The organism is Streptomyces sp. BK022, from assembly GCF_004217355.1.
GTDB lineage: Bacteria > Actinomycetota > Actinomycetes > Streptomycetales > Streptomycetaceae > Streptomyces > Streptomyces griseoluteus.
This window is the reverse complement of record NZ_SHKU01000009.1, coordinates 100,725-112,556: the sequence shown is the minus strand read 5'-3', so window position 1 is coordinate 112,556 and position 11,832 is coordinate 100,725. Positions and strand designations below refer to the sequence as shown.

At 71.0% G+C, this 11,832-nt stretch carries 12 protein-coding genes; 5 read left to right on the top strand and 7 right to left on the bottom strand.

The genetic code is table 11. The annotated features are described in order from the left end of the window. The first annotated feature begins 87 nt into the window (after window positions 1-87). Window positions 88-1,074, top strand: coding sequence for a 2,3,4,5-tetrahydropyridine-2,6-dicarboxylate N-succinyltransferase (gene dapD / locus EV284_RS31625; protein ID WP_086692705.1), 987 nt, complete (start codon window positions 88-90; stop codon window positions 1,072-1,074). A 102-nt stretch (window positions 1,075-1,176) separates the two neighbouring features. Here dapD and EV284_RS31620 read toward each other — a convergent pair whose 3' ends face one another. From EV284_RS31620 to EV284_RS31610, 3 genes are all read right to left on the bottom strand, one after another. Then, the gene (locus EV284_RS31620) at window positions 1,177-1,374 is read right to left on the bottom strand and encodes a hypothetical protein (protein WP_130340288.1); all 198 of its coding nucleotides are present in this window, start codon (window positions 1,372-1,374) and stop codon (window positions 1,177-1,179) included. Between the two features lie 374 nt (window positions 1,375-1,748). After that, a complete protein-coding gene (locus EV284_RS31615) occupies window positions 1,749-1,910 on the bottom strand; it encodes a hypothetical protein (RefSeq protein WP_242625879.1) in 162 nt (53 codons plus the stop codon). 62 nt (window positions 1,911-1,972) lie between these two features. Next, window positions 1,973-2,170, bottom strand: a complete 198-nt coding sequence (locus EV284_RS31610) for a hypothetical protein (protein ID WP_130340284.1) — start codon at window positions 2,168-2,170, stop codon at window positions 1,973-1,975. 171 nt (window positions 2,171-2,341) lie between these two features. On the opposite strand from EV284_RS31610, the gene EV284_RS31605 reads away from it, so the two are divergent. Continuing rightward, window positions 2,342-3,088, top strand: coding sequence for a DUF6879 family protein (locus tag EV284_RS31605; RefSeq protein WP_130340282.1), 747 nt, complete (start codon window positions 2,342-2,344; stop codon window positions 3,086-3,088). Window positions 3,089-3,100: 12 nt separating this feature from the next. Beyond that, window positions 3,101-3,952, top strand: a complete 852-nt coding sequence (locus EV284_RS31600) for a helix-turn-helix transcriptional regulator (protein ID WP_130340280.1) — start codon at window positions 3,101-3,103, stop codon at window positions 3,950-3,952. Here EV284_RS31600 and EV284_RS31595 read toward each other — a convergent pair. From EV284_RS31595 to EV284_RS31585, 3 genes are all read right to left on the bottom strand, one after another. Further along, window positions 3,939-4,505: a TetR/AcrR family transcriptional regulator gene (locus tag EV284_RS31595; protein ID WP_130340278.1), complete on the bottom strand. Its 567-nt coding sequence runs from the start codon at window positions 4,503-4,505 to the stop codon at window positions 3,939-3,941. The genes EV284_RS31600 and EV284_RS31595 overlap by 14 nt on opposite strands. 37 nt (window positions 4,506-4,542) lie before the next feature. Then, window positions 4,543-5,982, bottom strand: a complete 1,440-nt coding sequence (locus tag EV284_RS31590) for an alkaline phosphatase PhoX (protein WP_130340276.1) — start codon at window positions 5,980-5,982, stop codon at window positions 4,543-4,545. 151 nt (window positions 5,983-6,133) lie between these two features. Further along, the gene (locus tag EV284_RS31585; protein ID WP_130340274.1) at window positions 6,134-7,561 is read right to left on the bottom strand and encodes a hypothetical protein; all 1,428 of its coding nucleotides are present in this window, start codon (window positions 7,559-7,561) and stop codon (window positions 6,134-6,136) included. Window positions 7,562-7,826: 265 nt separating this feature from the next. Between EV284_RS31585 and EV284_RS31580 the strand changes: the two genes are divergently transcribed. Both EV284_RS31580 and dapA read left to right on the top strand, forming a co-directional pair. Then, window positions 7,827-9,650, top strand: coding sequence for an endonuclease/exonuclease/phosphatase family protein (locus EV284_RS31580; RefSeq protein ID WP_130340272.1), 1,824 nt, complete (start codon window positions 7,827-7,829; stop codon window positions 9,648-9,650). A gap of 76 nt (window positions 9,651-9,726) precedes the next feature. Continuing rightward, a complete protein-coding gene (gene dapA, locus EV284_RS31575) occupies window positions 9,727-10,641 on the top strand; it encodes a 4-hydroxy-tetrahydrodipicolinate synthase (RefSeq protein WP_130340270.1) in 915 nt (304 codons plus the stop codon). Window positions 10,642-10,648: 7 nt separating this feature from the next. Here dapA and EV284_RS31570 read toward each other — a convergent pair whose 3' ends face one another. Beyond that, window positions 10,649-11,827, bottom strand: coding sequence for a TerD family protein (locus EV284_RS31570; RefSeq protein WP_130340331.1), 1,179 nt, complete (start codon window positions 11,825-11,827; stop codon window positions 10,649-10,651). Window positions 11,828-11,832 lie beyond the last annotated feature (5 nt).

Genomic DNA, 11,832 nt, shown 5'->3' with positions numbered 1-11,832 from the left:
GCGGTGCCCTGAGGCATCGCCGCCTTCGCGTACCCGGCGCGCCGCACCGGTTAGGCCCCCGCACCGCTCCCACGTTAGGTTTTCCGCATGACCGACACTGCTTCCCGTACCACCGGCGCCGTCGCCGCCGGTCTCGCCACCATCGCCGCCGACGGCACCGTTCTCGACACCTGGTTCCCGGCGCCCGAGCTGGTCGCCGAGCCGGGGCCGTCCGGCAGCGAGCGGCTGTCCGCCGACCGGGCCGCCGAACTGCTGGGCGACAGCGCGGTCTCCGCGCTCGGCCCGGACGCCCGGCGGGGCGTCGAGGTGGTCGCGGTCCGTACGGTCATCGCCTCGCTGGACGAGAAGCCGCTCGACGCGCACGACGTCTACCTGCGGCTGCACCTGCTCTCGCACCGCCTGGTCAAGCCGCACGGCCAGAGCCTGGACGGCATCTTCGGCCACCTCGCCAACGTCGCCTGGACCTCGCTCGGCCCGGTCGCGGTGGACGACGTCGAGAAGGTCCGGCTGAACGCTCGCGCCGACGGGCTACACCTCCAGGTCACCTCGATCGACAAGTTCCCCCGCATGACGGACTACGTCGCCCCCAAGGGCGTCCGCATCGCCGACGCCGACCGCGTCCGCCTCGGCGCGCACCTCGCCGAGGGCACCACGGTCATGCACGAGGGCTTCGTCAACTTCAACGCCGGCACGCTGGGCACCTCCATGGTCGAGGGCCGCATCTCCGCCGGCGTCGTCGTCGGCGACGGCTCCGACATCGGCGGCGGCGCCTCCACCATGGGCACCCTCTCCGGCGGCGGCAACGTCATCATCGCCATCGGCGAGCGCTGCCTCGTCGGCGCGGAGGCGGGCGTGGGCATCGCCCTGGGCGACGAGTGCGTGGTCGAGGCCGGCCTCTACGTCACCGCGGGCACCCGCGTCACGATGCCCGACGGCCAGATCGTCAAGGCCCGCGACCTCTCCGGCGCGTCCAACATCCTGTTCCGCCGCAACTCGGTGACCGGAGCGGTGGAGGCCCGGCCGAACAACGCGGTGTGGGGCGGCCTGAACGACATCCTGCACAGCCACAACTGATCAACGGCGACCACCTGGCCGCAGAGAGACGCCCCGCCGGACGCGAGTGCCGGCGGGGCGCTTCTCACGTCTATGGAGAGTGACGGCAGGCCCAGGGCGGGCCTAAGCGGCCATGGGCGGCTCTTGATCGTCCGTCCGGTGCGGCTGATCGGGCTTTTTGAAGCGCTGCCAGGCCTCGCGCGCCTTTCCGGCGGACTCGATCACGTCTGGAATCTGGTCTAGCAGACCCTTCACAGCGAAGAGCAGCACGGAAGCCACGCCAGCGATGGCGAGAATGATGATGATGGCGGTGCCGTCCACCGATCCTTACCTTCCCTGTCATGGGTCGGAATCGGTGGCATAGGCAGCCTCGATCCGTCCCTTTCGGTCGGGACCGAGACACCTACGCTGATGCGGCGCGCAAATGTTCTCGGGTGGGTCATTGCTGACCCGGGTTTGTACAGTCGTGCGGTCTTGCCCTACCCGCCAACCCGGGATCTTGACTGACATCGTCGGCTCGGCGACCTAGTTGCACCGAGGCCCAGTCACTTAGGCTGGCTTGCCCTGCCTTCCCGTTTCGCAGCCGGGGCGCACAGGTGCGCGGAGCATTTCGCTCACTAGCGCCGATGATAGCGCACGGCACACGGAAGCGCCCCGACGTCAACGAGTCGACGTCGGGGCGCTGTTGGAGTCTGCTACTCGACCACCGGCCTGATGCGGTCCAAGGGCACGTCCCACTCGATGCCGCCACCGACCGGGCGCATGAATGCCTGGCTGCTGACGAGTTTGTACTTCTCCTTGGTGCGCTCCTCCAGGACGTAGACCAGGTGGCCCGTGCGCTCTGAGATGCGGTCCATCACCAGGGTTCCGGCAGGGTAGGGGAGCTTGCCCGTGCAGAGTGTTGTCGGAACTCTTTCGCTCACTGCTGGCCGCCTTTTCGTAGGGCGTCGGCCAGGCGGGCGGCCACGTCGGCGCGTACGCGTCCCAGTTCCACGAGCTTCAGTGCCGGTGAGGCGATGTCGACCGCGAGGGAGGGGAGGACGATGCCTGCGCCGGCCAGGGCTGTTTTGAGGGTCTCTACCGCCGTGAACGGGTCCTGCTCTTCCTCGATTGCCATGAACCGGACGCTAGGACTGGGAGGTTGGCGGGCGGTACGCTGTTTTCTTGGGTTTGCTCGACAGGTCGCGAACATTGCTGGTGTTTTCTCTTCCGCACCGCCTGAACCCGTAGTGACGAGAGCGTGCCCCGGCCATGCTGTGGACCACATCCCCCGAAACGGAGAGCGCCCATGGCCCGTCAGTTACGCTTCACCGGCACAGACAGCAAGGTCGATGGATGTCCCGCCCTGCACACTGACGAGGGCACCGGTGAAGTCATCGTTCAGGGCACGCCCGTCACTGACCCTGAAGACCTCGCGCAGCTCCGGCACTTCGGGCCCGGCGATGCGGCGGTGGCCGTGCCGCGCGAACTGCTCGTGAACTGGGGGCCGAAGGAGATGGAGCGGGTGCCCGAATTCGTGGACCGGGCCACCTTCCGCCGTCTCTTCGAGACCTTTAAGCACACCGCCTGGCGGCTGGAGACCCGGCGTGGTTACGCCTCGGACCGTGAGGACCCCGACTTCCAGGCGTTCCTGGCCACCGGCTCGTCGCCGTGCGACTTCAGCGAACCCTGGTTCGTCAACATCAAGGCACAGACCGAGGCGGGCAAGACGGTCGGCCGCGTGCGCGTCGCGGACAAACCCCCCACCACCGAGCAACTGTTCCTGCTCGACTACGCCCGACACAACGCGGCGGTGGGCGAGGACATCCGCTACCTGTGGCGCGAGGACGCGACCGACCTGCCTGCCGAGGACTTCTGGATCTTCGACTCGCGGCTCGTCGCGCTGCTGCACTTCGACGACGCCGACAACATCACTAACATCGAGCTGATCACCGAACCCGCCGAGGTCGTCCGGTACTGCATCGTGCGTGACGCGGCGATGCACCACGTCGCCACGCTGGACGAGTTCGCCGCGCAGGTGGCTGCGGTCGGATAGCGCGTGTGACCGGTGAGCACTGACTACCAGCAAGCCAGGGCGGCCCTGGGGACGCGGCTGCGTGAGCTGCGCTTCTCATGCCCTGGTGGCCGGCTCACCGGTCAGCAACTTGCCCAGCGCCTCGGATGGCAGGGCTCCAAGGTCAGCAAGCTGGAGAACGGCAAGCAGACGGCCACCCCCGAGGATCTGAGGGCGTGGGCCGACGCGACCGAGCAACCCGAGGTGTACGCCGAGCTTGCGGCGCGGCTGGCGGGCTTCGAATCTCACATCAGGTCATGGCGCAGGGCGCTGGCAAATGGCTTCAAGCCCATGCACGAGGGGCTGAGCGCGGAGATCGAGCGGACCTCGGAAATGTGGATCTGGGAAGAGTCGGTGATCCCCGGCCTTTTGCAGACCCCCGAGTACGCCCATCACGTCATCCGGCGGTACGCCGAACTGCTGGGCTTCGCCAATGACATCGAGGCCGCCGTGCGCTCCCGAGTGCGGCGGCAGGAGTGGCTGTACCGGCCCGGCCGCACGCTTCACGTCCTGATCTGGGAAGCCGCGTTGCGCTCGCTGATCTGCCCGCCCTCCGTGCTGGCCGCCCAGCTCGACCGCCTGACCGGCATGATCGGCATGGACACGGTCGAGCTGGGCGTCATCCCCTTCGCGGCCTCCGTCAAGATCGTGCCCGCCAACGGCTTCTGGGTCCTTGATGAGCGGGTGGTCGTCGCGGAGGACTGGCACGCCGAGATGTGGTTGGACGATGCCGACAACATCGCCCTGTACTCGAAGGTCTGGCACACCCTCCACGAGTCGGCGGTGTACGGCACCGAAGCACAGAATGTCATCGCCGCGGCCCGCCGTGCCCTCAATCTCCGGTGACGCGAATCCCGTCCAGCAGCCACCCCAGGTACCGCCCGATGTCCCGCGCCTCCCCGCCGCCCAGCTCCGCCGCCGACGCGATGCCGTGCGTGAGACGCAGGAGTTCGGCCGGGGTGATGTCGGGGCGGAGGGTGCCCTCCTCCTGGGCGGACCGGACCAGGCGGGTCGCCGTGCCGTTCACCACCGTGCCGCAGGCCGTCATGGGCGCGTCGGACGCCGCCGAGCCCAGGAGGGACTTCAGGCCCCGGACCTGGATCGTCGCCACGCAGACCTCGTGGAGCCACTCCGCCAGCGCCTCGCCCGGGGGCAGGGCGCGGGACAACTCCTCGCCGCGCTCGCCCAAGGCGTCGACGCGGGCCGAGTACACCGCCTCCAGCAGGGCCCGGCGCGTGGGGAAGTGGCGGTAGAGCGTGCCGGAGCCGACTCCGGCACGCCGGGCGATGTCGTCCAGGGACGCGCCCTCACCGTGTTCGGCGAACGCCGACGCCGCCGCGGTCAGCAGGCGTTCACGGTTGCGCCGGGCGTCCGCCCGCATGGGCCGGGGGTAGGACATGCGGGCACTTCCTTCGGCGGGGGGCTGCCCCCGGAGTTTAGTCCCGGCGCTGCCGCTTCCACGGACCCGTGATCGCCAGCATGACGCCCGGGTCCTGGATGTTGGCGAAGAGGGTGTGGCCGTCGGGGGAGAAGGTCACGCCGGTGAACTCGCTGTACTCGGGGGCCGACTCGGTGCCGAGGTTGAGCTCGTTGCGGGCGATCGGGTACGTACGGCCGCCGTCGGTCGCGCCGAAGAGGTGCTGTACGCCCTCGCCGTCCTCGGCGATGACCAGGCCCCCGTAGGGGGAGACGGTGATGTTGTCCGGCCCGTCGAAGGAGCCGTCGGCGGAGGGGTCCGGGTTGACCCCGAGGAGCACCTTCAGGGTCAGCGTCCGCCGCCGGGGGTCGTAGAACCAGACCTGGCCGTCGTGCTGTACCGGGCTCTCCTCGCGGGCGTAGGACGAGACGACGTACACCCCGCCGTCCCCCCACCACATGCCCTCCAGCTTGCGGGCCCGCGTCACCTGAGCGTCGGTGAACTGCTTGCGGACCGGCACCGTGCGCGCGTCCCGGTCCGGGACGTCGGCCCAGTCCACTCCGTACACCGTGCCGGTGCGCGTAGCGCGCGAGAGGTCGTCCACGAAACGGCCGCCGGAGTCGAAGCAGCGGAACGCCTGGAGGACGCCCGCGTCGTCGGCGAGGGTGCGCAGCCGGCCCCGGCCGTGGTGGAAGCCCTCCGGCGGAGTCCAGCGGTAGAACAGGCCGTTGGGGCCGGAGGCGTCCTCGGTGAGGAAGAGGTGGCCCCGCTTCGGGTCGACCACCACCGCCTCGTGGGCGTAACGGCCCAGCGCCTTCAGCGGCTTGGGAGCGCGGTTGGCGCGGCGGTCGGCGGGGTCGACCTCGAAGACGTAGCCGTGGTCCTTGGTCATGCCGTTCTGTCCGGCCCGGTCCTCGGTCTCCTCGCAGGTCAGCCAGGTGCCCCACGGAGTGCTGCCGCCCGCGCAGTTGGTGGAGGTACCGGCGATGCCCACCCACTCGGCGACATGGTCGCGGCGGACCTCCACCACCGTGCAGCCACCCGAGGCGGCAGGGTCGTACACCAGGTCCTCGGCGAGCGGCACCGGGTGCTCCCAGTTCGCGCGCGGCCCCTTCAGCTCATGGTTGTTCACCAGCAGCACCGCACCGCGCGGGCCGGCGAAGGCCGCCGTACCGTCGTGGTTCGAGGGGGTCGGCTCGCCCGACTCCAGCCGGGTACGGCCGCTGTACGTCACCACCCGGTACGAGAAGCCCTCGGGCAGCGCGAGGATGCCGTCCGGGTCGGGGATCAGCGGGCCGTACCCGATGCCGGGGTGGCCGTGGGCGTCCCGGGCACCGTCGAGGTCCGCGGCCGCGAGGGCCTGCGGGGCGGTGGCGAGGGCGCCGACGCTGCCCGCGAGCACGACCCCGGCACCGGTGACCGCCGTCGTCCTGGCGAAGTCCCTGCGGGTGAGTGACATGGTGTCTCCTGTGACGGTCGGGACGCCCGTGGCGGAGGGCGAGGGTGGCGGGCCTCGTTCGGCCGAAACACTCCCGCCCGCCGCTGAACGGCAGCTGAACACCGGGCCGCGCGCAGGGCACCGCTGCCGTACACCCCGGCGAACGGGCCCGTCAGTTCCCCTGCTGCTGCGACCTCGCCTTGAACGCCGCCTTCCGTGCCTCCTTGGCCACCCGCTTGTCCGGGTGCAGCCGCCCCATCGCCTCCAGCACGTCCGCCGTAGCCGGGTGCTCCACCCGCCACGCGGCCGAGAAGAACCCGCTGTGCTGCTCCGCCAGGCCCTCCACCAGCGCCTGCAGCTCCTCGGAGTTGCCCTCCGCCTGGAGCTGCGCGGCGATCGTGTCGACGGTCAGCCAGAACACCAGGTCCTGCGAGGGCGCGGGCACGTCCGGCGCGCCCCGCTCACTCAGCCAGACCCGGGCCAGACCGCCCAGCTCCGGATCGTCCAGCACCTCCCGCAGCGCGGGCTCGGCCACCATGCCGACCAGGGACAGCGCCTGCTGGCAGCGCAGCCGCCGCAGTGGCGCCCCGGCATCCGCACCCCGCGCGGCCGCCAGCAACTCCCGCGCGGCGGCGAGGGGTTCGCGCTGCCCGAGCCACTGCTCGGTCTCCGCGCGCGCGGCGAACTCCCCGTACCCGGCGGTGCCGTCGAGCAGCGCGTCCGCGCCCTTGTCGGCCAGCTCGCCCACGGCCGGCGCCTCGAACCCGGCCTCCAGCAGCCGCGCCCGCAGCCCGTACAGCCCGAGCGGGGTCAGCCGGACCATGCCGTAGCGGGCGATGTCGTCCTCGTCGACCGGCTCGGCGGGCTCCTCCTCCGTGCCGGCCATCAGCTCCTCGTCCACCGGCCGGTACTCCACCAGGCCGATCGGCTCCAGCAGCCGGAACTGGTCGTCCAGCTTCATCATCGCCTCGGAGACCTGCTCCAGGACGTCGTTGCTGGGTTCCTCCAGGTCGTCGGGGACGATGGTGGAGGCGGCCAGCGCGGGCAGCGGCACCGCGCTCTCGCCGGGTCCGTCCTCACCGACGGTCAGCAGGTAGAGGTTGCCGAGCACGCCGTCGAGCAGCTCCGCCTCGCCCTCGGGGTCCCAGTCGAACGTCGAGAAATCGACCTCGCCGCCCTCCTCCAGCGCGGCGGCCAGCTGCTCCAGGTCCGGCACCCCGGCGTCCGCGACCACCGTGTCCAGCGCGGCCAGCCAGATCGTCAGCACGTCCTGCGGGGCGCCGGTCAGCAGGGCCAGGTCCGCGCCGGGGGCCACGGTCCCGGCCTCCTCGTCGGTGATCTCGACCAGGCCGGTGTCCACCGCAACGCCCCAGGCCTCGGCGGCGTTCGCGGCGGCGTCGTCCCCGGTCAGGCCGAGCAGTTCCGCGGCGGCGGGCAACTGCTCCTCGACGAGGCTCCCGCCGCCGTCGACGCGGGTGTCGGGGCCCGCCCAGCGGGCCAGCCGGGCGGCGCGGGAGAGCAGCGGGGTGGACAGCGCGGCACGCGCCAGCTCCGCTTCGGGACGCAGCCGTACGGGCGGCAGGGGGGAGCTGTCTGACATCGGCTGGTTCTCCTCGGACCGGGAAAGCACTCAACCCCTCAGCGTAGACGGCTTTGCCCGCGCACCGCCCGATTCCGGTCGCCACTGCCCCTCGTACGTGGCCGAAACCTTGACAACTCCCCGCGCGAGGCAGGAGATTGACGCGCGTAGAGGTGGGGGAACGACTGTTCACTCGGCTCTACGCGTGTCACTGAGGGCGACGAGCCCTGCACGCTGCTGTGCGTTGCCGTCCCGGCGTTCCGTCACGTTCCCGGAGGAAATCCCCTTGCCGAGCAGGACTTCCGCGCGTCTCGCCGCGCTCACCGTCGCCGCCGTGTGCGGCGCCGCGTCCGCCGTCGTCGCCACCTCGCCCGCGCACGCCGACTCGGTGCGCGTCCACGACATCCAGGGCACCACCCGCCTCTCGCCGTACGCCGGCAAGCAGGTCGCCGACGTGCCCGGTGTGGTCACCGCCGTGCGCGCCTACGGTTCGTCCAAGGGCTTCTGGCTCCAGGACCCGAACCCGGACGCCGACCCGGCCACCAGCGAGGGCGTCTTCGTCTTCACCAGCTCCACGCCGAAGGCCGCGGTGGGCGACTCGGTGACCGTCACGGGAACCGTCTCGGAGTACGTGCCCGGCGGCACCGCCTCCGGCAACCAGTCGGTCACCGAGATCACCAAGCCCGTCGTCACCACCCTCTCCACCGGCAACCCGGTCCCGGCGCCGGTCGTGATCACCAGGCGCGCGGTGCCGGAACGATACGCCCCGGCCGGCGACCCGGCCGCGAACAACTCGGTCAACGCCCTGCCGCTCGCCCCCGCGACCTACGCCCTCGACTACTACGAGTCGCTGGAGGGCATGAACGTCCAGGTCGGCGACGCGCGCGTGGTCACCGCCACCGACCCGTACAGCGAGCTGTGGGTCACCGTGAAGCCGAAGGAGCACCGCACCGAGCGCGGCGGCACCCTGTACGGCTCCTACGACGCCCAGAACACCGGCCGCCTCCAGATCCAGTCCCTCGGCGCGACGGCGGACTTCCCGCAGGCGAACGTCGGCGACACCCTCGCCGGCCCCACCACCGGACCGCTGGACTTCAACCAGTTCGGCGGCTACACGCTGGTGGCGAGCGCCCTCGGCACGCTGGAGAGCGGGGGCCTGGAGCGGGAGACGACCCGCAAGCAGGCTTCCGGTGAGCTGGCCGTGGCGACGTACAACGTCGAGAACCTCGACCCGTCCGACAAGACCTTCGACGCCCACGCCTCCGCGATCGTGAACAACCTGCGCTCGCCCGACATCGTGTCCCTGGAGGAGATCCAGGACGACAACGGCGCCAAGGACGACGGCACGGTGAGCGCGGGCGCGACGGTCGGCAAGCTGATCGACGCGATCGTGGCCGCGGGTGGTCCCCGTTACGACTGGCGCTCCATCGACCCCGTCGACAAGCAGGACGGCGGTGAGCCGGGCGGCAACATCCGGCAGGTGTTCCTCTTCAATCCCGAGCGGGTCTCCTTCACCGACCGCCCCGGCGGCGACTCCACCACGGCGGTCGGCGTCGCCAAGGAGAACGGCAAGGCCCGGCTGACCGTGTCGCCCGGCCGCGTCGACCCGGCGAACGCCGCCTGGGCCAACAGCCGCAAGCCGCTCGCCGGGGAGTTCGTGTTCCGGGGCCGTACGGTCTTCGTGATCGCCAACCACCTCAACTCCAAGGGCGGCGACCAGCCGTTGACCGGGCAGTACCAGCCGGTGGTCCGCAGTTCGGAGACGCAGCGGCACGCGCAGGCGACGGAGGTCAACACCTTCGTGAAGTCCCTGCTCGCGGCACAGAAGGACGCGGAGGTCATCGCGCTCGGTGACATGAACGACTTCGAGTTCTCCGACACCGCGAAGATCCTGGAGGGTGACGGCCAGCTCTGGTCGGCGATCAAGTCGCTGCCGCGCAGGGAGCGTTACACCTACGACTACCAGGGCAACGCGCAGGTGCTGGACCAGATCCTGATCAGCAGGGCGATCCGGCGGGGCTCGTTCGCCTACGACAGCGTGCACATCAACTCGGAGTTCCACGACCAGATCAGCGACCACGACCCGCAGGTGCTGCGCTTCCGCCCCTGACTCTTCAGGTCTGCTTAGCTGCATCTCGTAGCAGATTTAAGTGGAGCTTCACGGTCGTGGTGTCGAGACTACGACCATGAGGCAACGGAACGCACCCTTCGGCCGCACGCTCTGCGCGATGGTCACCCCGTTCACGTCCGCCGGCGCGCTCGACGTGGACGGGGCGGCCCGCCTGGCCACCCGTCTGGTGGCCGGGGGCTGCGACGGGCTGGTCCTGAACGGCACCACGGGCGAGTCCCCCACCACCACCGACACGGAGAAGCGGGAGCTGATCGCGGCGGTCCGCGCCGCGGTGGGCCCCGCCGTCCCGCTGGTCGCGGGCGTCGGCACGGCGGACACCCGGCACACCGTCGAACTCACCCTCGCCGCCGAGAAGGCGGGCGCCGACGCGGCCCTCGTCGTCACCCCGTACTACAGCCGGCCCCAGCAGGCCGCCGTCGAGGCCCACTTCCGCCAGGTCGCGGACGCGAGCGGCCTCCCGCTGATGCTCTACGACATCCCCGGCCGCACGGGCACCCGCATCGCCCCGGAGACGATGATCCGCCTGGCGTCACACCCGCGCATCATCGCCGTCAAGGACTGCTCCTACGACTTCCTCGGCACCCAGAAGGTGCTCGCGGAAACGGAGTTGGCGTACTACGCGGGATGCGACGAACACATCCTTCCCCTGTACGCGGTGGGCGCGGCGGGCTGTGTGAGCACGGTCGCCAACGCGGTGCCGGAACAGGTGGCGGGAATCCTGGCGGCGTTCGACGCGGGCGACACGGCCCTGGCCGCCGAACTCCAGTCCCGCGTCACCCCGTTGACCGAGGCGATGATGGCCTCGGACCTGCCGGGCACGGTGACGGCGAAGGCCCTCCTCGACGCCCTGAACCTCCCGGCGGGCCCGGTACGGCCACCGCTGCTGGCGGCGGCCGCCGGAACCACGGCGCGGCTGCTGGCGCTCTACGAGGCCGGGGTCGCGGCGACGGGCCCCGGCCGCGCGTCCTAGACCACGCTCAGAGCGCCGCGCCCCCCGGCTTCACCATGTTCCGGACCGTGCGGGCCTTGACGAAGTCGCCGAGGGCGGTCATGTCCCACTCGCCCGAGTACTGGCGGATGAGCTTGGCCATCAGGACGCCCGTCTGAGGCTCCGCCGAGGTCAGGTCGAAGCGGACCAGTTCCTCGCCGGAGGCGGGGTCGATCAGGCGGCAGTACGCCTTGGCGACCTCCGTGAACTTCTGGCCGGAGAAGGAGTTGACGGTGAAGACCAGGCCGGTGACCTCCGGGGGGATGCGGCCGAGGTCGACCGTGATGACCTCGTCGTCTCCGCCGCCCTCGCCGGTGAGGTTGTCGCCGGAGTGCTTGATGGCGCCGTTCAGGATGGAGAGCTTGCCGAAGTAGCAGCTGTCCACGGCGTTGCGCTGGGGGCCGTAGGCGATGACCGAGGCGTCGAGGTCGATGTCCTTGCCGCGGTAGGCGGGCTCCCAGCCGAGGCCCATCTGGACGCGGGAGAGAAGGGGGGCGCCGCCCTTGACCAGGGACACGGTCTGGTTCTTCTGGAGGTTCACCCGGCCCTTGTCCAGGTTGATCTTGCCGGCGCCCGGGGCCGGCGCCTGGGGTGCGGGGGGCGTCTGGGGGACCGGCGGTGCCTGGGCGGCGGGGGGTGCCTGGGCGGCCGGAGGGGCGGCGACCGGCTGGGGCGGCTCCTCCACCGTCACGCCGAAGTCCGTCGCGATTCCCGCCAGCCCGTTCGCGTACCCCTGCCCCACCGCCCGCGCCTTCCACTGGCCGTTGCGCCGGTAGATCTCCACGATCACCAGGGCCGTCTCGGCGCCGAGGCCGGGCGGGGTGAAGGAGGCGACGACCGCGCCGCCGTCCGCGTCCCGGATCGTCGCCGTCGGCTCGATGCCCTGGAAGGTCTGGCCCGCCGCGTCCGGGCTCGCGGTGACGACGATCTTCTCGATGTCCGGCGGCACCGCGCCGGTGTCGACCGTGATGGAGTCCGGCGCGGACCCGCCGCCCGAGCGGTAGGTCACGCCGGGGCCGGCCGGCTGGTTGTAGAAGATGAAGTCGTCGTCGGAGCGCACCTTGCCGTCGGCGGTGAGCAGCAGGCCCGACACGTCCAGCCGCACCGGTGCGGCCACGTCCACCGTCACACGGGCGGCCGGAAGCGGGACGTTGGAGCCAGGGGTCATAGCGG

Excerpts from the sequence above, each read along its gene's own strand:
- dapD (WP_086692705.1), top strand. The coding sequence starts at position 88 with ATGACCGACACTGCTTCCCGTACCACCGGCGCCGTCGCCGCCGGTCTC.
- EV284_RS31615 (WP_242625879.1), bottom strand. The coding sequence starts at position 1,910 with ATGGACCGCATCTCAGAGCGCACGGGCCACCTGGTCTACGTCCTGGAG.
- EV284_RS31610 (WP_130340284.1), bottom strand. The coding sequence starts at position 2,170 with ATGGCAATCGAGGAAGAGCAGGACCCGTTCACGGCGGTAGAGACCCTC.
- EV284_RS31605 (WP_130340282.1), top strand. The coding sequence starts at position 2,342 with ATGGCCCGTCAGTTACGCTTCACCGGCACAGACAGCAAGGTCGATGGA.
- EV284_RS31595 (WP_130340278.1), bottom strand. The coding sequence starts at position 4,505 with ATGTCCTACCCCCGGCCCATGCGGGCGGACGCCCGGCGCAACCGTGAA.
- EV284_RS31590 (WP_130340276.1), bottom strand. The coding sequence starts at position 5,982 with ATGTCACTCACCCGCAGGGACTTCGCCAGGACGACGGCGGTCACCGGT.
- EV284_RS31585 (WP_130340274.1), bottom strand. The coding sequence starts at position 7,561 with ATGTCAGACAGCTCCCCCCTGCCGCCCGTACGGCTGCGTCCCGAAGCG.
- dapA (WP_130340270.1), top strand. The coding sequence starts at position 9,727 with ATGAGGCAACGGAACGCACCCTTCGGCCGCACGCTCTGCGCGATGGTC.
- EV284_RS31570 (WP_130340331.1), bottom strand. The coding sequence starts at position 11,827 with ATGACCCCTGGCTCCAACGTCCCGCTTCCGGCCGCCCGTGTGACGGTG.